The sequence below is a fragment of the Candidatus Clostridium helianthi genome (genome assembly GCF_045310795.1).
Lineage (GTDB): Bacteria > Bacillota > Clostridia > Clostridiales > Clostridiaceae > Clostridium > Clostridium helianthi.
In genome coordinates this window covers 127,810-147,265 of sequence record NZ_JBJIAB010000004.1, presented here as the reverse complement: position 1 = coordinate 147,265, position 19,456 = coordinate 127,810, and the positions used below count along the sequence as shown (strand labels likewise).

At 28.7% G+C, this 19,456-nt stretch carries 19 protein-coding genes and 1 other RNA gene; 8 read left to right on the top strand and 12 right to left on the bottom strand.

What is annotated here, in order from left to right:
• Nucleotides 1-189: 189 nt before the first annotated feature.
• On the bottom strand, nt 190-1,557 hold the full coding sequence (locus ACJDTP_RS04965; RefSeq protein ID WP_406760651.1) for an MATE family efflux transporter: 1,368 nt from the start codon (nt 1,555-1,557) through the stop codon (nt 190-192).
• Between the two features lie 620 nt (nt 1,558-2,177).
• On the opposite strand from ACJDTP_RS04965, the gene ACJDTP_RS04960 reads away from it, so the two are divergent.
• Together ACJDTP_RS04960 and ACJDTP_RS04955 are read left to right on the top strand one after the other, a co-directional pair.
• Nucleotides 2,178-2,825, top strand: coding sequence for a hypothetical protein (locus tag ACJDTP_RS04960; RefSeq protein WP_031275701.1), 648 nt, complete (start codon nt 2,178-2,180; stop codon nt 2,823-2,825).
• A 241-nt stretch (nt 2,826-3,066) separates the two neighbouring features.
• Nucleotides 3,067-3,711, top strand: coding sequence for a macro domain-containing protein (locus tag ACJDTP_RS04955; protein WP_077845030.1), 645 nt, complete (start codon nt 3,067-3,069; stop codon nt 3,709-3,711).
• 103 nt (nt 3,712-3,814) lie between these two features.
• Here the strand turns inward: ACJDTP_RS04955 and ACJDTP_RS04950 are convergent, their stop codons facing one another.
• A complete protein-coding gene (locus ACJDTP_RS04950) occupies nt 3,815-4,357 on the bottom strand; it encodes an NADH peroxidase (RefSeq protein ID WP_011968748.1) in 543 nt (180 codons plus the stop codon).
• Nucleotides 4,358-4,766: 409 nt separating this feature from the next.
• On the opposite strand from ACJDTP_RS04950, the gene ACJDTP_RS04945 reads away from it, so the two are divergent.
• The 3 genes from ACJDTP_RS04945 (at nt 4,767) to ACJDTP_RS04935 (ending at nt 6,945) form a co-directional block, all read left to right on the top strand.
• Nucleotides 4,767-5,672 carry a DUF5685 family protein gene (locus ACJDTP_RS04945; protein ID WP_406760650.1) on the top strand — a complete coding sequence of 302 codons (906 nt, stop codon included), beginning with the start codon at nt 4,767-4,769 and terminating at the stop codon, nt 5,670-5,672.
• Nucleotides 5,672-6,277, top strand: coding sequence for a J domain-containing protein (locus ACJDTP_RS04940; RefSeq protein ID WP_011968746.1), 606 nt, complete (start codon nt 5,672-5,674; stop codon nt 6,275-6,277). Before ACJDTP_RS04945 ends, ACJDTP_RS04940 begins: the two co-directional genes overlap by 1 nt.
• 173 nt (nt 6,278-6,450) lie before the next feature.
• Nucleotides 6,451-6,945: a hypothetical protein gene (locus ACJDTP_RS04935; protein WP_077839769.1), complete on the top strand. Its 495-nt coding sequence runs from the start codon at nt 6,451-6,453 to the stop codon at nt 6,943-6,945.
• A gap of 170 nt (nt 6,946-7,115) precedes the next feature.
• Here the strand turns inward: ACJDTP_RS04935 and ACJDTP_RS04930 are convergent, their stop codons facing one another.
• Nucleotides 7,116-8,138, bottom strand: a complete 1,023-nt coding sequence (locus tag ACJDTP_RS04930) for a pyruvate kinase (RefSeq protein WP_406760649.1) — start codon at nt 8,136-8,138, stop codon at nt 7,116-7,118.
• Between the two features lie 145 nt (nt 8,139-8,283).
• On the opposite strand from ACJDTP_RS04930, the gene ACJDTP_RS04925 reads away from it, so the two are divergent.
• Nucleotides 8,284-8,766, top strand: a complete 483-nt coding sequence (locus ACJDTP_RS04925; protein ID WP_406760648.1) for a DUF4883 family protein — start codon at nt 8,284-8,286, stop codon at nt 8,764-8,766.
• Between the two features lie 251 nt (nt 8,767-9,017).
• A complete protein-coding gene (locus tag ACJDTP_RS04920) occupies nt 9,018-9,857 on the top strand; it encodes a PHP domain-containing protein (protein ID WP_406760647.1) in 840 nt (279 codons plus the stop codon).
• Nucleotides 9,858-10,043: 186 nt separating this feature from the next.
• On the opposite strand, the gene ACJDTP_RS04915 is transcribed toward ACJDTP_RS04920, so the two are convergent.
• From ACJDTP_RS04915 to ACJDTP_RS04885, 7 genes are all read right to left on the bottom strand, one after another.
• The gene (locus ACJDTP_RS04915) at nt 10,044-11,441 is read right to left on the bottom strand and encodes an aminopeptidase (RefSeq protein WP_406760646.1); all 1,398 of its coding nucleotides are present in this window, start codon (nt 11,439-11,441) and stop codon (nt 10,044-10,046) included.
• 99 nt (nt 11,442-11,540) lie between these two features.
• Nucleotides 11,541-12,449: an HPr(Ser) kinase/phosphatase gene (gene hprK, locus ACJDTP_RS04910; RefSeq protein ID WP_011968740.1), complete on the bottom strand. Its 909-nt coding sequence runs from the start codon at nt 12,447-12,449 to the stop codon at nt 11,541-11,543.
• A 6-nt stretch (nt 12,450-12,455) separates the two neighbouring features.
• Nucleotides 12,456-12,653, bottom strand: a complete 198-nt coding sequence (locus ACJDTP_RS04905) for a DUF896 domain-containing protein (RefSeq protein ID WP_077842427.1) — start codon at nt 12,651-12,653, stop codon at nt 12,456-12,458.
• Nucleotides 12,654-13,356: 703 nt separating this feature from the next.
• A non-coding RNA gene (gene ssrS, locus ACJDTP_RS04900) (6S RNA) lies at nt 13,357-13,550 on the bottom strand.
• A gap of 56 nt (nt 13,551-13,606) precedes the next feature.
• Nucleotides 13,607-14,005, bottom strand: a complete 399-nt coding sequence (locus ACJDTP_RS04895; protein WP_017211485.1) for a hypothetical protein — start codon at nt 14,003-14,005, stop codon at nt 13,607-13,609.
• Nucleotides 14,006-14,021: 16 nt separating this feature from the next.
• Nucleotides 14,022-14,267, bottom strand: a complete 246-nt coding sequence (locus ACJDTP_RS04890) for a DUF1292 domain-containing protein (RefSeq protein WP_077842426.1) — start codon at nt 14,265-14,267, stop codon at nt 14,022-14,024.
• 270 nt (nt 14,268-14,537) lie between these two features.
• Nucleotides 14,538-15,086: an ECF transporter S component gene (locus ACJDTP_RS04885; protein ID WP_406760645.1), complete on the bottom strand. Its 549-nt coding sequence runs from the start codon at nt 15,084-15,086 to the stop codon at nt 14,538-14,540.
• Between the two features lie 248 nt (nt 15,087-15,334).
• Between ACJDTP_RS04885 and ACJDTP_RS04880 the strand changes: the two genes are divergently transcribed.
• Nucleotides 15,335-16,138 carry an MBL fold metallo-hydrolase gene (locus ACJDTP_RS04880; RefSeq protein WP_406760644.1) on the top strand — a complete coding sequence of 268 codons (804 nt, stop codon included), beginning with the start codon at nt 15,335-15,337 and terminating at the stop codon, nt 16,136-16,138.
• A 111-nt stretch (nt 16,139-16,249) separates the two neighbouring features.
• On the opposite strand, the gene ACJDTP_RS04875 is transcribed toward ACJDTP_RS04880, so the two are convergent.
• Together ACJDTP_RS04875 and ACJDTP_RS04870 are read right to left on the bottom strand one after the other, a co-directional pair.
• Nucleotides 16,250-18,655, bottom strand: a complete 2,406-nt coding sequence (locus ACJDTP_RS04875; RefSeq protein WP_406760643.1) for a homocysteine S-methyltransferase family protein — start codon at nt 18,653-18,655, stop codon at nt 16,250-16,252.
• Nucleotides 18,645-19,328 (bottom strand): methionine synthase, encoded by a 684-nt coding sequence (locus ACJDTP_RS04870; protein ID WP_406760642.1) that lies wholly within the window; start codon nt 19,326-19,328, stop codon nt 18,645-18,647. Before ACJDTP_RS04870 ends, ACJDTP_RS04875 begins: the two co-directional genes overlap by 11 nt.
• Nucleotides 19,329-19,456: the final 128 nt, after the last annotated feature.

Sequence of the window (19,456 nt, the reverse complement as noted above, 5' to 3'; positions counted from 1 at the left end):
ATCTATATTTATTTAATATTTTCATTATCTCCTATTATATAGGAAATAATCCTCTGAGAGGTTACAAAAAAATTAAGAATTCCATATTTATACAATTCGCTTTAATTTTTTCAAATCTTTCTTTTTTAGAATAAATAGGGAGAATTATAAAAATAGACTTCATCTTCTATTTTAAAATCCTCCCCAATTCTAAACTAAATTTTTAAGCCATATTCTTTGCTTATATCTCCTAAACCCAAGTATAAATTTGTATACTTCTTCAAATGTAACCATTGCATATACGAAATATATCTGAAGTTCAAGTAACATTCCACCTAAATAGGCAAACGGTATGCCAACTAACCAGACTCCAGTAATATCTAGCATTAATGCAGCTTTAGTGTCGCCACCACTTCTAAGTATACCAACAATATTTACCCAATTAAATATCTTAAATGGTAAATAGCATGAAAAAACTATTAGGCATCTGCTAATATCTACTGCTACACCTTCAGTTACATTAAATAGCATAATTATTGGACTTCTAATAAACAAGCATGTTGCAGACATTATTAAAGCAAAAATAAACTGTAGTATTATAAAATACTTTGCATGACTTTCTGCATCATCCAATTTATTAGCACCTAATTCATTTCCCAATATAACCGCAGTTGCTGCACTTATCCCCTGAAATACAACTGTCATTATTTGTTCAACTGTTTGGGTTATTGTAATTGCTGCAACAGCTCCGTCTCCCATTCTTCCATATACTAAAGAATACATCGTTACTCCTAATCCCCACATAAATTCATTAATTATAACTGGAGATACAGTTGAAGCATATAATTTTGCAAAATTCTTATTAAAGGAGATAAGTTCTTTAAATTTTGCGGCTGCAGGTCCTTTTTCATAATATACTATAGCTAAAATACATGTGCATTCAATTGTTCTAGCTATTATAGTTGCAATAGCTTCTCCTTGTACCCCAAGAGCTGGTACCCCAAAATGTCCAAATATTAAAGTATAATTTAGCATTACTTTAATACAAATAGAAAACACTGTTATGACAACAGGAGCTTTTACCTGATTTACCCCTCTTAAAAGTGCTACATAAACATTTGTAACTGCAGTTAAAGGATAACTAATGGCAGCTATAGCTAAATACGATGCACCTATTTTTATCGTATTTTCATTTGGCGTAAAAATACTCATAACTATTTGGGGACATATTAAACTCGGTATTACAAAAATAATTGATCCAACTAAGCCAATAATCAGAGACATACCTAATACTCTTCTTATATTTTTTATATCATTTTTGCCAAAATATTGGGCTGTTAAAATCGAAGACCCACTAACGACACCAAATAATAGTAATGTAAAAACAAAAAATACTTTATTTGCAAGGCCAACTGCTGCAATTGAACTCTGACCTAAACTTCCAATCATTACAGTATCCACAAGATTCAAGCTTGTGTTTAACAGAGCTTGTAATGTTATAGGTACTGTAATAGATATAGCTTTGTGTATAAATTTCTTATCTTCCAAAATGTTTTTTAAAGTCTCAGTTATTATCATATTTAGTACCTCATTATCTGCGCTTTCTTAATATCAAATTCTATTTTACTTTAGTTTACTCAGCTGCGTCTACCATATATTTAATATTTTTTAAGATTTTGTGGGTATACACAATGAAATATAATTTAATGATTTTGGTTTTGCTTAATAAGTTCCAAATTGTGCTTCGCACTCTTTTCATATGTGCGCGCTTTTTTATAGGTGCGTACTTTTCTATCAGTCGTTCTTATTATATATTAATGAGATTTTTTTATTGATTATATGTTTTTGGTTGCGCTTCGCGCTTTTTTATAAGGTAAGTTCTTTTTTTAACTTAAATGATCTTGGTTGCGCTTCACGCTTTTTTATAAGGTGCGTACTTTTTTATCAGTTGTTCTTATTACATATTACTAACACTTTTTTAATTAATAATATGTTTTTGGTTGCGCTTCGCGCTTTTTTTATAGGTGTATATCTTTTATATTTTTAATCTGGTATAATGATGTAATGTTTAAATTAATTATATATGTGTCATAATATATACAAAACCTTGAAAAATAACTTATTTTGTGTTATTTTTCAAATTAGATTGTCATTCACATATATTAATAAACATTAAATCATGAAAGAGGTGCTTAACCATAAATACAAATTATAAAACTCAAGAAAATAAATATACTGAAAAAGGTAATCTTACTGAAATTACTGTCTTAAAGAAAGATGGAAGTGAACTAGTTTGCAAGATAGACACATTCGACGCTAAAAAAGTTAAAGAAGCTGGAATTTGGTTTGCTGAATGGCATAAGGATTTCAATAATCATCTTGTTCAAACTTTAGAGACTGCTAAAGTTAATGGAAAAACAGTTTCCACTAAAAAATCAATTCAATCTGTTATTTTAGATGTTAATCCAAAGACTCCAATAAAACACTTAAACGGAAATACTTTAGATAACAGAAAAGAAAATTTAGAATTATATAATAGAAGTTTAAAAAATGATTGTACTAAAATCGATCACGATACAATGGGTATAATTTTAAGAGATAAATTCGGAAATCATAAGGATACTGCTTTAATTTCAATGGAAGATGTAAATAAAGTAGTAAAAGACGGTTACAACTGGGTTCTTTACAAAAAGGGTACTGAAACTATGGTTGTTGCAAATACTTCTGAAGGTAGAATTCGTTTAGACAGGTTAATTATGGACCCAGACGAAACAATGAAAGTACATCATATAAATTTAAATCCTTTAGATAATAGAAGAAAAAATTTAGAAAATCAACCTATTTAATTAATTTATTTTATTAGTTCTTTTTCTAGAATTTAAAGATTATTGTAATTAAACAAAATAATAAAGCATACATTAAATGTGTGCTTTATTATTTTATTATTTCTCTCATATGTATAACTATAATTTAATTTTCATATATCTAATTAACATTTTTTTCAAAAAATAGTATTTTTATTTATGTTAATTGGGTGTAAACTATTAAGTGAGAGAATTTTTGTATGACTAATATGAGGTGATTAATTTGACTAACTTTAAAATACTTTTTGATGATATAACAAAAATCAAATTTGATGCTATTGTAAATGCTGCGAATGCATCTCTACTTGGCGGTGGAGGAGTTGATGGTGCTATTCACAAGGCTTGCGGTGAAAAACTATTAGATGAGTGTAGACAGCTAAATGGCTGTTTGACTGGCAGATCAAAATTAACAAGATCTTATAACTTGAGTGATCATGGTGTACATTGGGTAATACATACTGTAGGGCCCATTTACCGAAATAACGGCTCAGAGGAAAAATACTTAAGAAATGCTTATCGTTCTGTTTTTGAAATAGCAGCTAATTATTCTGAATTTTATTCAAAGCAGTGTAACGAAATTTTAAACAAAAATCTTTATCGCTTTAATACTGATAAACAAAGAGACTTTATACTAAAAGAACTCGATGATTATATTAATGATCATCCCATTAAAACTATTGCTTTACCATCTATAAGCACAGGCGCCTATTCCTATCCATTAAATGAAGCCTGCAATATAGCATTAGATGAAATTTTATCATTTATAAATGACTCTCCAGATACCTTTGATGAAATTGCAATGGTTTGTTTAGATGAAAAAACATATAATATGTATAAATCTTTGTATGAAGAAAGATTGCAAAAGTAAAAGAGAAGATAAATTATTATCTTCTCTTTTACTTTGCTTATTAAGCAGAATTATCATTAATTATTCAGTTAAAAATATGTGTATATTATTATATCCTACGATATTATGCAAAATATCTATCTAATAATCCTTTAAATGCTTTTCCATGTCTAGCTTCATCTTTACACATTTCATGAACTGTATCATGAATTGCATCTAAGTTTAATTTCTTAGCAAGTGTTGCTAAATCTTTTTTACCTTGACATGCACCATGTTCTGCATCAACTCTAGCTTGTAAGTTAGCTTTTGTATCTGCTACTACTACTTCACCAAGTAATTCAGCAAATTTAGCAGCATGTTCTGCTTCTTCAAATGCTATTCTCTTATAAGCTTCTGCAACTTCTGGATATCCTTCTCTATCAGCTTGTCTTGACATAGCTAAGTACATTCCAACTTCTGTACATTCTCCAACAAAGTTTGCTTGTAATCCATCAATTACTTCTTTATCAACACCTTTAGCAACTCCGATTACATGCTCATCAGCAAAAGCTAGATCTCCGCTTTGTTCAACAAATTTTTCTGCTCCTACTCCACACACTGGACATTTTTCTGGAGCTGTTTCTCCTTCATAAATATAACCACACACTGTACAAACGAATTTTTTCATAATCTCTTCCTCCTAAAATTTTAATTTATTTATTTTTTATTTATATCATTTAATTTTATCTTTTGTTTTCTTATTTCCTACATTTTTTATTATATAATAATAATTATCCGTTGTAAAGACTTTTTTTATAAATATTTCAAATTTTCCTGAAATACTTATTATTTACTGCTTAACTCCTATCGCTCCTGTTTTGGCCACGATAACATTATACTGGATTCTATAATAAAAAATTCCTACAAATTAAAATTAAATTCATGTTTTACAGAAATACATAATATGTCCAATATACAGTCATACAAATGTTAATATTATCTGAAAATTTTATTATGTATATATGAACTTTATTGTTTATATGCTTAAATTTACTGTATAATTGATTTATATTGAATTTTATAAGGAGTGTTTTTTATTGTTTGGATATGTTACTCCATTAAAAGCAGAAATGAAAGTAAAAGATTTTGCTAGATTTAAATGCTATTATTGTGGATTATGTTGCCATATAAAAAAAGAATTTGGTAATATACCGAGGATGTCTTTAAATTATGATATGACTTTTTTAGGTTTACTATTAGATGCATTAAATCCAGAAGAGCTAGAAATTTCTCATCACAGATGTTCTCTTCACCCTACTGAAAAAAAAATTGTAATAGCTAATAACAAGGCGTTATCTTATGCCTCTGCTATGAATATATCCCTGTTTTATTATAAACTGTTAGATGATGCTCATGATGATAAAAATTACAAAAGTAAATTTTTATCACTTCTTTTATCCCCTTATAAAAGAAAATTTCCTAGTTCAATCATTAGAATTAATAACAACATAATGGAATCTTTAAATAAGCTTTCCACTTTAGAAGATAGTAAATCATTTAATTCTATAGATGAAATATGTGATCCTTTTAGCGATTTAGTTGGCGGAATTTTACGTGACTATCCTTATAAATTAATCGATGACGGATTGGATTTAAGGAATACTTTATATAGATTAGGATATTCAATAGGAAAATGGATTTATCTAATAGATGCCTTAGATGATTTGAAATCTGATATGGAAAATAAAAAATTTAATCCAATAAATTTCTTGTATAACAAAAATTCTTTAACATACGATAAATTTATGGAATTCATACAGCCTAAAATAGAATTTACAATTTTAAATTGTGGATATAGTTGTAAAGAAAACTTAGAAAAATTAAACCTAAAAAGAAATGATGATATATTATATAATATAATTGAATTAGGTTTAATGGATAAATATATGAACATAGTTAAAAATCCAGAAAATACAAATGAGACTAAAAGGAGAGATTTATAATGAATCCATATGAAATATTAGGTGTAAAGCCAGGTGCAAGCCAAGATGAAATAAAAAGTGCTTATAGAAAACTTATTAAGCAATACCATCCTGACCAATATGGTGATAATCCATTAAAAAATTTAGCACAAGAGAAAATGATCGAAATTAATGAGGCTTATGAGGCATTAACAAAAAATCCTGGAAGTAACAGTTATAATTCCAATAGTACATCTAGTTATAACAATTCATCAAGTAACTCATATGATTTTCAAGAAATAAGAAGACTTATTCAATCTGGAAATTATGCAGCAGCTGAAAGTCGTTTAAATTCTATAAATAACAAATCTGCTGAATGGCATTATTTATATGGTGCAATAATGCTTAACAAAGGGTGGTTTGATTCAGCACTTGATCATATGACTACAGCTGTTAATATGGATCCAAATAATTTTGAATATAGGCAGGGCTTGAACTCATTAAGGCAAAGAGGTAATAATTATTCTAATCCTTACTATAGAACTACAAATACTAGTAATGCTGACATGTGTAATTGTTGTATAAATCTTTGGTGTCTTGATTCCTTATGCGAATGTGCTGGCGGAGATTTAATTGGCTGCTGCTAATATAAATATGATGAACTCTTTTATTTTATAATATATGTTCTAAACATTGTAATTCATTCTTTATAAAATTATCTGACTACTAATACATTAGGCTATACTTTAAGGTATACTTCTATGAATTAAACATTTTAGAACATATATAAGCTGCATTTATTTAGTGAGGTGAATATCTTATGAAGGCAAAATATATAGCTGAAAATGGAATAACTATAGCATTAACATTAATTATACTTTATGCTGCTTCTATACTTCCAGTAAGCACTTTAACAATATTGACAATAGCTTCTTGCTTAATTCCTATCTCAATAATAAGAACTTCAATAAAAAATACTATATTAGTTTATGTTGCCTCAAGTATTCTTGGTTTATTTTTAATCCCAACTAATATTGCCGTCTATTATGTGTCATTCTTTGGAATTTATGGAATAGTAAAATATTTTTCAGAAAAACTTAGAAATATTCCACTGGAATTGTTTTTTAAATTAATTGCTTTTAATGCATCACTTCTAGTAATTTATTTTATTTTTACTAATCTTTTAGCTGATTTTAACATTGACTATCCTTTATATATGATATGGATTGCTGGACAAATTGTATTTTTAGTTTATGATTATGCGTTGACTATTATCATAAGTTTCTATTTGAAGCGAATACATAATAACATATAGACGAATTAAGAGTATAAGAAATAAATCATATTAATTTCTTATACTCTTAATATATATTTACATATACTTTCTAATATCCTCAGTCTAACTAATATCATTTCAATTACTTTCATGATTAATTAATTTATATTTCTGCTATTTTATAATCACTTGCACTTTTTTATTACTACTCATATATTTCTATATTTTATAATCAAATTATTTAGAAATTCTACTGTTCTTATAGGTGCTTTTCCTATGGACGTTTCCCCTGCCAAAAGAAATCCAGTAGCTCCGATTTTTATAAAATTATATATGCTCTCTACTTCTGAAATCGATGGCATTTTTCCATTTTTCATGCTATTAAGGATATGCGTAGCTATAATTATCTCCTTATCTTTATCTCCTAGAACTTCTTTTATTATTCTTTCTTCATAAATAGGAGTATCTTCTATGGATGTTTCTGGAATCAAATCCCCTCTGCCTATAACAATTCCATCTGCTTCACCTAAAATGCTTTTTATATTATTAACTCCATTTAAAGTTTCTATTTTAGCCCAAATTTTAGGCTTAAATTGATTCGATTTTCTGTTATTTAGAAATAATTTAATATCATCAATATCTTTTTTATCCTCAACGAACGATTGGCATATTATATCTACTTTATTGTTAACTCCCCAAACTATTGCGTCCTTATCATTTTCATTTAGTGGCAACTCTTTTCTTTCAAGATTCTTTATATTGCATCCCTTCCATTTTCTAATAACTCCTCCCCGAATTGTAGTTGCCTTTATTAATCCATCAACCTTATCTATGATATCAAAAGTCATCGTATTATCCTTTATTCCTATTTGTTTATAATCTTTTTCATTCAAAATTTTGTTTTTTATATTTAATGGAATAACTTTAATTTTATTTTTACTATTTTTTACTACTTCACTATATTTGTCTTCTCCACAAAAATAAATTACTTCTCCATTGTAAACTTTGAAAATATATTGGAATTTACCAGACACTCTAACCTTAGTTCCTGAAAGATCTAGTATTACTTGGATATCACTCTTTATATCTTTAGCCATTTTTAAAAATTCTAAAAATTCTTCTGCGCTTCCGTGTATAAAGTTAAATCGTAAAGCATTTACTCCACTCTCTATTATCCCCTTAAGTACGGCTCTATCTTTTACATTAGGGCCTACTGTTCCTATTATATACATAAACCAATCTCCCAAATTATCTCTACTTTTTATTCATATTATAGAATCTTCGTAATTATCACTTATTGGCTTAATTGAAAAGTTCTAAAAAATAACTAAAAGAATAAATTTAATAGTATATAACGTATTTCTAGGAGGTATACTTTTGAAAAAATTAACTTTTGCTTTCACAATTTTATTTCTCTGTTTCACTTTGAGCAGCTGCGCTCTTCAAAGTCCTAAATACATAAACTTTTCAGTAAAACCAAGTAATCATTATTATATTGATGAAATTAAAGCTAAAATTTTAAATAATCAAAACTTCATGCTTTATGTATTTGATACTAACCTATATAAGGAAATAGAGGTTCCAAGTGAAGAGAATCCCATAATTGAAGATTTTGTTTCATCCCTAACAACTGTTAATTATTCTGACGAATCAGTTGATACAAAAGAACCTTTCAGAATAAAAATACTTTTTGAAGATAATAGCCAATATCTATTCAAGATTTTTAATGATTCAACTATATCAGTTTCACCTTGGGATGGAAATTATAAGGAAGATATTATATCAATTAAAGATTTACCGCTAAGATATAATCCATTCGATTTTTGTAATCATATAGCTAATAAACCTTTATCAAAATAGATATTTTTATAAACAAATCAAGGCACAACTATTTTAATTTATAGACACATAAGTTAGAAAATGTGAATATTAACTTAAGTTATAAATATCCGCCACTAAGTTTTATTTTAGTATACTTATATAAGTATCTTATGATATGATTATATTATTAAAATTTGCATAACATATTTTTATATTATTCCAAGTTAATCTACAATAAATTAGATAATTTTATTACTGTAAGCCTTAAATTAAATTGGAGGTTAAATTATATGCTTAAAGTGGACTTTCACGTTCATACATCTTCTTCAGATGGAACATTATCCCCTAAGGAAGTGGTTAAAAGGGCCCATGATAACAATGTTAAGTATTTATCTATAACTGATCATGATACCTTAAGTGGTTTAGATGAAGCTATTGAAGAAAGCTTCAAATATGATATCACGCTAATTCCTGGAATTGAATTATCAACTCAACACAATAATGAAAGTGTACATCTTTTGGGATTTTTTAGAGATAATAACTTTAAAAATGATGATCTTATTAGAGAATTAACTAATATTAAGGATCATAGAATAATGAGAGCTAAACTTATGGTTGATAAGCTTAAAGATGAATTTAACATAGAAGTTAGTTTTGAAAAAATTCTAAAAGAAGCTAATGATACTATTGCAAGGCCTCATATTGCTAGAGAAATAGTTAATTGTGGATATCCTTATAACCTAGAGGAGATTTTCAATAAATTTATTGGGAAAGGTTGTAAAGCATATGTCCCAACCTTAAAACTTTCTACTAGCGACGGATTGAAATTACTAAAAAGATATAATGCTCTTGTATTTTTAGCTCACCCTAAATTAATAAATGATTCTAATATTGATGAATTATTGCTAATGAATTTTGATGGGATTGAATCAATTTATTTTCAAAATACACAAGATGAAACTTCCAGATTCCTATCTTTAGCAGATGAACACAATTTGTTAGTTTCTTGTGGTTCCGATTTTCACGGTGATTTAGAATCAGATGATCGTCATGGGGACATTGGCTGTATGCAATTTCCTAGTAACTATCTATCGAAATTTCTATCCGCTTTAGATGTACCACTATTATGATATTAGGTGATTAAATCAACTTTCAAGAACAAAATCGCAGGCGACTGTGTTTAAGTTCCGTATTGTGCTTCGCACTCTTTTCATAAGTTATCTACAGACTTTATTAAAATATATATTCCTAAAGAACAAAAAAAGATATTATCAGTCCTTAGACTTGATAATATCTTTTTTCTTAATTTATCGAAATTAAGCCTCTATTAAAAAAGCTTTATATCCCTTCACTGTTTCAAATATATCAACTTTACTTGCAACTTCCCAAGGTGCATGCATATTGTGAAGTGCGACTCCACAATCTATTACTTCCATATTGTATTGAGCCAATATATATGCAATTGTTCCACCGCCACCAGCATCAACTTTTCCAAGCTCTGCAGTTTGAATTGAAACATTATGCTTTTCCATTATATTTCTAAGCTCTGCCATATACTCAGCACTAGCATCATTAGAACCTGATTTCCCTCTAGCTCCAGTATATTTGTTAAATACCATTCCTTTTCCAAAGAATGCAGAATTTTTCTTTTCCATTACTGATGGGTAATTAGGATCAAAAGCTGCACTAACATCAGATGATAGCATCTTTGAATTAGTAAGACATCTTCTTAATTTAAGATCAGAATATCCCTCAATTCTATCAATGATTTCTGCAACTATATTTTCAAAAAATCTTGAGTGCATTCCAGTTGCTCCGATACTACCAACTTCTTCTTTGTCAACCAATAGGCAGCAGCAAGTTTTATCAGGCTCTTTTATTTCAAACATAGCCATTAGTGAAGTATATGAACATACTCTATCATCGTGACCATAAGCCATAACCATACTTCTATCTAGACCATAATCTCTAGCCTTTCCAGCTGGTACAATCTCAATTTCAGCAGATAAAAAGTCTTCTTCTTCAAAATCATATTTTTCTTTTAATAACTTTAATATATTTCCCTTAACAGCATCTTTTTTGCTTCCCTTTAAAGGCATACTTCCAACTAATACATTAAGATCTTCACCTTCTACTACTTTGTCAGCTTTTTTGCCCATTTGATCTCCTGCTAAATGAATTAAAAGATCAGACACTCCAACAACAGGATCATTTTCATCTTCACCTATGCAAATATCGATTACAGTACCATCTTTCTTTGCTACTACTCCGTGTAATGCTAATGGCAATGTAACCCATTGATATTTTTTAATTCCACCGTAATAATGCGTATCAAGTAAAGCTAACTCACTATCCTCATAAAGTGGATTTTGCTTAAGATCTAATCTTGGTGAATCAATGTGAGCTCCTAATATCTTTAGACCCTTTTCTATAGCTTCACTTCCTACAATAAACAACGCAACAGATTTTCCTTTGTTATTTGCAAAAACCTTGTCACCTGGCTTTAATTGTTTATTATTTTTTATAATTTCCTCTATATCTTCATAGCCTTCAGCTTTAGCTAATCTAAGTACTTCCTTAACACATTCTCTTTCAGTTTTACATTTAGACATAAAATTCTTATATCCTTCACAAAACTCGAATATGCTTTTTACTTCTTTCTCATCATATTTGTTCCATGCATTTTTGCTTAAATCTTTTTTTTCATTTTCCATAGTCAATCCTCCTTTTGATGATAAATATATACCTCATATTCTAAGCATTTCAAATCATTTACTTAGACTTGAGTTATGTAAAAATAGTTACATGCTATATTAATCATTAAGCTCATTCATTCTATTTTCTATTACATCAACTGGTGTAATTTTAGACATTAATGCGTGTCTATAATTTACCGCTGCTGCTTCTATGATAACTGCAATATTTCTACCTGGTCTAATAGGAACCGTTAATTTCTTCACGTTAATTCCTAGTATATTCATATATTCATTATCTATTCCTAGCCTATCATAATCATTGTCATCTTTCCAATGTTCAAAATGCATAACTAGCCTTATCTCTTTCTCTTGAACTACTGAACTTAATCCATATAATGTTGTAACATCAATTATGCCAAGGCCTCTGACCTCTAACATTCCAACAGTTATTTTAGGTGATCTTCCTATTAGCTGCCCATCTATGTCTTTTATATCAACTGCATCATCTGTGACAAGCCTATGTCCCCTTTTTATCAACTCTAATGCAGTTTCACTTTTTCCTATTCCACTCTCTCCAGTAATCAATATTCCTATACCAGATACATCTACCAAAACTCCATGCAATCTTGTTTCTGGCGCAAGCTTATCAGCTAGATATATTGTAGTTTTACTTATAAATTGTGTAGTCACTAAATTACTTCTAACAAACCATATATTATGCTTTTTCGCTTCCTTTATAAACTCTGGATGTGGCTCCAATCCTCTAGTTATGATTAAGCAATTTATATCAAAGCTAAAATATTTTTTAACTCTTTTTTTTCTCAATTCAATTTGCATATAATCTAAGAAACTCCATTCTGCTTTACCTATAACCTGGATTCTCTCTGGAGCAAAATAATTATAAAAACCTGCAAGCTGTAGCCCAGGTCTATTTATATCATTTACTGAAATTTCAACATCTTCTTTTCCTTCTACAAGCACTTCTAAGTTTAAATCATCAATTAACTTTTTAACTAAAACACCCAATTCTCATCATCCCTTTTTCTTATTGTTAAGTTCTATACCTTCTAATTGCGCTCTAAAATTTTTCTTAACATTATCTATATATCTTTTTCTTAATCTACTTTGCAAATCCTTCTCTTCATTATTCAATTCTCTCTCTTGACTAGTCTTATATAATGAATTGATTTTCTCTATAACTTCTTCTATTTTAGCATTTTCAATGTCCATCATATTTTCATCCTTTCTATCCGTATATCAATAATTTTACCATTTAAAATAATATAATCAACCCGAATTTTTTCGACACCATTTATTCTTCTTCGTAATCGTTTGTCGAACGCTTCACCTGTAAAATATATACAATTATGTTCTATGCAGGTATGAATCTACTAGAAAAACAAATTATTAACCGTTTTATTAAACATTTCTGCAAATTATTGTCATTAATTGTATTATGAAATATTTTTACAAATTTTCTTTTCTTGTTTATAATAATCATATAACAAAAACCAAGTCTGATAAAAAGAGGTGTTAGTATGAAAACTTGGGTAATTTTTAAACTAAAATGTAATATTGTACTTAGGAAAAACCTACTTAACTTATTATTATTGTTTTTTTCACCAAGTAAAACATTTATAGTTGATTTATCTCAAAATTTGGACAAGTACATTGTCTTATATCAAAAAGAACTGATTTCAATATATTATAAGCAACATAACTCTAAATCTGTAAAAAACATAGCTGCTTAAAATATAGCAATAAATAAAATATAAAAATAGCTACTTTATAAGAACTAGAATATTTAATTATAACTTTAGTTTTATGTTAATATAACTGAATACCAAACTAGATATAGGTTTGGTATTTTCTTTTTAGTTTATATTTTATTGTACATAAAAAAACACCTCTAATAGAGGTGTTGAATTCAATCATAGCTCCCAACATGCCGTTCACCTATATATTCAAGTCCTGCGCCTCGCAGGTGGGTTAAACTCAATTCATTCCTGTCTTCTACTGACACAATCCTGTGATTTTAATGAAGCCTGACATTTATGAATATGTTGTAAATCCCGATAATGTCATGTAGGTTGAATATCATAAGCTTTACGCACATCTCAGGAAATCTATGATTTAATTATAGCATAAGGAAATATATTTTCAATAGTATTTTAATACCAGTTTTACTCATAGTAATCGTTTAAAATATCTTCCATTTCTATATCTGTTAACTCTTCAGAAAATGCTGCTATAAACTTGAAATATCCACTATTCCCATTTTCCATTCCGAATTCTTTATATTTAGATTCTAGTTCAAACTCATCTGATATTTCTTCAATTATTGATTCTACATTATCTACGGCAATATCTCTTAAGTAAGGAATGTAATATTCATTATACCATTCATCACTTTCGGGTTCAAAATCACTTTCTTCAGTTGAATATGCTTTTGCAGCGCTTAATTCTTCTTTGTCAAAGTCATAATAAAATCGTATTATCACATAATTGCTTTTGTGTTTTATTTCTTCAACCTCTGCTAAATCATTGTCTTCCAAAAAATCAATTATTTCTGAACTCTTCATTAAATTTCACTCCTATTTAATACAATAATTTCTTATATTCTTTCTTTATTTCCTCAAATTCCTTATCATCTTCCACAAGGTTTAATTCTTCATTGCCTTCTTCATTAATATCTATTCTAAACGCAAACATATCATCACTCTTTTCATCCACTGGTGATAGTAACAAATATCCTTGTTCTTCTAAATATATCTTTGCAATAGCTTCAAAATCAACTTTATTTCCATTTTCATCTTTAAACGACATTATTTCTTTTTCTTCCAAAATGTTCACCTCATTGTATTCTAATTTGAAATTGTTTTTTTAAGATTCTTAGTCAAATAACATTTAACATACTTCTCAATTTTACAACTTTAAATTTATTCTATCCTTATTATATGATATTTAGTATTTTTGTCTATATTTTTTTTATTATTTTCTATAACTTTCCATATAATTTAAACAAACAAAGCTGAATGCATCTAAATATCATGCACTCAGCTTTAAATATGAACATCTCTATTATATTCTATAAATTATAAGTACTAATTATCCTTATCTCTGTAAAGCTCTTTGAGTCTTGAATTCTCCAAAAACATTATAAATATTTTTCTTCCTTGCTTTTGCCATAGCTTTAACTATTGCATATGCTATTATGCTATCTGCTGAATGATGTAATATTGCACCAACAACTGTAACTATCAATGCAGGATAAACAGCAACCGAGAATCCTATAAATGGTATTGTAACTAGAGCTTCTAATATTCCATGGATTGGAGCTGTTATTGCTATTGCCTTAACATAACTTTTATTTTTCATAATTATCATTGCTCCAACATATCCTACAACTATATGAGTTGCCGCCCTTGCTACTACTGGTGCTGGTGTTCCAGCTATTAAAAACCCAATTGTAGAACCTATTCCAACTACAGCTGCCACAAAAGGCGATATCAACATTGATAACATCATAGGTACATGAGCCGCTAATGTTGCAGTAAAGTATGGTGGAATAACTATTCTTAAAAACCCAAACTGAATAGGAATTATTATTGCTAATGCTGTAAGTAATCCGGCATACACCATTTGTTTTATTTTATTATTCATTATATTTTCTCCTCCTCTTGCATCACATGTATATACACTAGTATATAGCATGTCTAATTATAAGTAAATGCATTTGACAAAATATATTTGTATTTATATTTCAAACTTAAGCTTATTTATGTAGCACTATCATAATATTGAATTTATTTCATTTAACTCTTATAATTGTAATTATGTTAAATTTAATATTTAGTGATCTTTACTCATATTATCTTTAAAAATTTTATATTTATACAAGGAGATTTAAGATGGAAAAAATATATATTCTCGGTACTGGTTCAGCAATGGTTACAAAATGCTATAATACATGTTTTACTTTTTCTAATGAAGACGAACACTTCCTTATTGATGCAGGTGGTGGTAATACAATACTATCAAATCTAGAAAAGCTAAATATACCAATTAATAAAATACATAATATGTTTATATCTCATAATCATAATGATCATATACTAGGAAGTATTTGGGTTATCCGTGCTGTAGCACAAAGCATACTAAATGATAAATACTCTGGAAATTTAAATATCTATTGCCACAAAACTTCAATAGATGCTATCAAATCAATTTCTTCATTTGTTCTTCAAAAAAAATTTTTAAAATTATTTGATGATAGAATATTATTTAATGGAATTGAGGATAACTATACAACAACTATATTAAATAGAAAAACTACTTTCTTCGATATAAAAAGCACAAAAGATCTCCAACATGGTTTCACAACAACATTAAATAACGGTAAGTCTCTAACATTTTTAGGTGACGAACCTTATAGAGAAACTGTGAAGAAATATTGTGCTAATGTAGATTATTTATTCCATGAAGCATTTTGCCTTTACTCCCAAAAAGAAATATTTAAACCATATGAAAAACACCATGCTACTGCAAAAGATGCTTGCAAAAATGCGCATGACCTAAATGTTAAAAATGTTATTCTATATCATACAGAGGATAAAAATCTAGAGAATAGAAAAGAATTGTACATAAATGAAGGTAAAGAAGTATTCAGCGGAAAAATATACATGCCTGATGATTTAGATATAATAGAATTATAATATTTTATAATTTGGCTTCAATATAGATTTCTTGTAAATAAAAAGGTTGTTTCATGCATTTTCAATACATGGGACAACCTTTTAAATATTAGTTTCTGAATTTACTATTTATTATGAAAGTACTCTTCTTGCAATTTCTACTGATTCCTTTGCATCTTTGGCATAGAAGTCTGCACCTATTCTCTCTGCTGTATCTTTTGTGAGTACTGCTCCACCAACAAATATCTTTCCATTGTACCCATCTTCTCTTAACGCCTTTATTGTTTCCTCCATGCTTTTAAGCGTCGTTGTCATAAGAGCACTTAATCCAATTAAAGATGCATTATGTTTTTTTGCTTCCTCTACAACAGTCTTTATAGGCACATCTTTCCCTAAATCTATCATTTCATAGCCATAGTTCTCTAAGATAACTTTTACTATATTTTTACCTATATCATGAATATCTCCTTTTACTGTAGCTACAATTATCTTACCCTTTGATATAGTTTGAGAATTAGTTCTAGATATTTCTTCCTTCAAAATACTAAATGAATTTTTTACTGTTTCAGCTGCTTGAATTAGCTGCGGTAAGAAAAGTTCTCCTTTTTCATATTTTTCTCCAACCATATCTAATGCTGGAATCAAATACTCATTAACTATTTCAAGCTCCTTCTTTTCTTTTAATAATTCAACAGTAGCTTGTTTTGCCTCTTCTTTTAGTCCTTTAACGACAATATACTTTAAATCATGAACTGCATTTGTATTTGAATTACTCTTTGCTGATCCATTACCTTTAATAGTTACTTCTCTTGATAATTCTACATTTGCATAATTATTAATATACCTTTCAGCGCCTTTATCATAATTATATAAAACATTGTAAGAATCAATAACTCTAATCATTCCATTCACATTAGGATTAATTATTGGTAAATCTAGCCCATTGGCAAGAGCCAGAGCCAAGAAAGTTTCATTAATTAATTCTCTATTAGGTAGTCCAAACGATATGTTTGAAACTCCAAGTACTGTTTTAACCCCTAATTTCTCTTTAACCATTCTTACAGCTTTTAAAGTTTCTTGAACTTCTTTCTGCTGAGCTGACACAGTTAAAACTAAACAATCTATAAATACATCTTCTTTTCTTATTCCGTATTCCGTTGCTTTACTTATTATTTTTTCTGCAATCTCAAACCTTTCTTCTGCTTTTGCTGGAATACCTCTTTCATCTAATGTTAAACCTACTACACTTGCGCCGTATTTTTTTACTATAGGAAGTATTCTATCTAAAACTTCATCTTCTCCATTTACAGAATTCAATATAGGTTTTCCATTATAATATCTGAGCCCTGTCTCTATTGCTTTATGATCAGAAGAATCTATTTGAAGTGGTGTATCCATGATGCCTTGAATCTCTCTAATTACTTTATGCATCATATCTGCTTCATCAATTTCAGGTAATCCTACATTAACATCTAGAATGTGAGCTCCAACTTCTATTTGAGAAACTGCTTGATTCAATATATAATCTAAATCTCCATTTTTTAAGGCTTCCTTAAATACCTTTTTGCCTGTAGGGTTAATTCGTTCACCTATTATTCTAACACCATCTATCCTTACTACTTTTGATGGTGTACAAACTGCGGAATAATATTCTTTTTCTATGGACACAAGTTTCTTGTTTCTCGTTATTTTATACAATTCCTCGATATATTCTGGACTTGTTCCACAACATCCACCTATCACTCTTACCCCTAGATCAATAAATCCACATAAAGTATCTGCAAATTCTTCTTTAGTAACATCATATTTTGTTTCATTACCTATTGATAATGTTGGAAGACCTGCATTAGGCTGAACCATTACTGGGATATGTGATAAGTTGCATATTTCTTCAACAATTGGTTTTAGCTGCTTTGGCCCCAAAGAGCAATTAACTCCAAGTGCATCTACTCCTAATCCTTCTAATACAAGCACCATGGCTTCTGGAGTACATCCGGTGAATGTTCTCAAATTTTCTTCAAAGGTCATTGTACAAAATATTGGCAAACTTGAATTTTCCTTTGCTGCAAGCACTGCGGCCTTAAGCTCGTATAAATCTGTCATTGTTTCAATTAAAATTATATCAACACCAGATTTAACCCCTTGAATTATTTGTCGTTTAAAAATTTCATACGCTCTGTCAAAACTTAGAGTTCCCATAGGCTCTAAGAGTTCCCCTATAGGACCTACATCCAGTGCTATATATGTTTCACTATTTCCTTTAGCTTTTTTGGCAATATTAACTGCCGCATCTATCGCTTCTTCAACCACTAAATCACAAAGTTTTAGCTTAAGTTCATTAGCACCAAAAGTATTAGTAGTTATTACATTAGCACCGCTAGATATATATTCTCTATGAATTTCTTCTATTATATGTGGCTCTTTTAGATTTAAGATTTCAGGATTTTCTCCTAATTTCAGTCCTTTCTTTTGAAGCATTGTTCCCATAGCTCCATCAAATATTAATATGTTATTTTTTATATATTCCCTAATCCCCACAGATTTCTCCCTCTCTTCTAAAACTGCAATTTTTATAGTTAGTACATTTTTTGCAGCTCTTTATTTTCTTTTTACTTTCACTATTTATTATTCCTATTATTGCTGTAACAGATTTCCTGGGAAATAGTAAATTACTTTCTGATACAGTAAGTCCAATTTTTTTCTGAGCATCTAATGCCCTTAAAAAGCTACTTTGAACATCTAATGGCAAGTCTCCATAACCTGGACTATACCTAAAAGTTATATCCTTATTATTCAATATAGCTTTTTCCTTAACAATACTTTCTACATAATCACATACTTCCTCTACTGCCGTTGTAGCACAAGCATCTAATATAAGTGCCTTTGTTAAATTTATTTTTTCATATAATCTAGTTTTTCTTTCTACATCATTTCCCAAAGTTACTGCCATTAATATGCACTCTTTTGAATCTTTAAGATGATCTTTTATATCTTTTCCATATAAAATTAGTTTTGTATTAACAACCTCTATAGCCTCATCAAGCTGTATTATGTCCTTATATTCATACATAAATCTTGGGGTAATTATATTCTTTATTTCTTCTCTACATTCCTCTATAAGATTCATAATATTTTCATCTATATCCTGTCCTTTATATCCAAGATACCTAAGCACTTCATCTTTATTTATCTTCAGTTTCAAATCTCCCATATATTGATCACCACCTTATTACGAATCTCAAAGCATTACCATGTCCTATAAATTTTCATTGTTACTCTTTAAAATTATTTATATTATCTTTCTTTTTGAGAATTTATTTTAACAAAAAAAACCTAAAG

What these genes read in the sequence shown, in the direction of transcription:
- ACJDTP_RS04965 (WP_406760651.1), bottom strand. Translation starts at nt 1,557, where the DNA reads ATGATAATAACTGAGACTTTAAAAAACATTTTGGAAGATAAGAAATTT.
- ACJDTP_RS04950 (WP_011968748.1), bottom strand. Translation starts at nt 4,357, where the DNA reads ATGAAAAAATTCGTTTGTACAGTGTGTGGTTATATTTATGAAGGAGAA.
- ACJDTP_RS04940 (WP_011968746.1), top strand. Translation starts at nt 5,672, where the DNA reads ATGAATCCATATGAAATATTAGGTGTAAAGCCAGGTGCAAGCCAAGAT.
- ACJDTP_RS04935 (WP_077839769.1), top strand. Translation starts at nt 6,451, where the DNA reads ATGAAGGCAAAATATATAGCTGAAAATGGAATAACTATAGCATTAACA.
- ACJDTP_RS04930 (WP_406760649.1), bottom strand. Translation starts at nt 8,138, where the DNA reads ATGTATATAATAGGAACAGTAGGCCCTAATGTAAAAGATAGAGCCGTA.
- ACJDTP_RS04920 (WP_406760647.1), top strand. Translation starts at nt 9,018, where the DNA reads ATGCTTAAAGTGGACTTTCACGTTCATACATCTTCTTCAGATGGAACA.
- ACJDTP_RS04915 (WP_406760646.1), bottom strand. Translation starts at nt 11,441, where the DNA reads ATGGAAAATGAAAAAAAAGATTTAAGCAAAAATGCATGGAACAAATAT.
- ACJDTP_RS04905 (WP_077842427.1), bottom strand. Translation starts at nt 12,653, where the DNA reads ATGGACATTGAAAATGCTAAAATAGAAGAAGTTATAGAGAAAATCAAT.
- ACJDTP_RS04895 (WP_017211485.1), bottom strand. Translation starts at nt 14,005, where the DNA reads ATGAAGAGTTCAGAAATAATTGATTTTTTGGAAGACAATGATTTAGCA.
- ACJDTP_RS04885 (WP_406760645.1), bottom strand. Translation starts at nt 15,086, where the DNA reads ATGAATAATAAAATAAAACAAATGGTGTATGCCGGATTACTTACAGCA.
- ACJDTP_RS04880 (WP_406760644.1), top strand. Translation starts at nt 15,335, where the DNA reads ATGGAAAAAATATATATTCTCGGTACTGGTTCAGCAATGGTTACAAAA.
- ACJDTP_RS04870 (WP_406760642.1), bottom strand. Translation starts at nt 19,328, where the DNA reads ATGGGAGATTTGAAACTGAAGATAAATAAAGATGAAGTGCTTAGGTAT.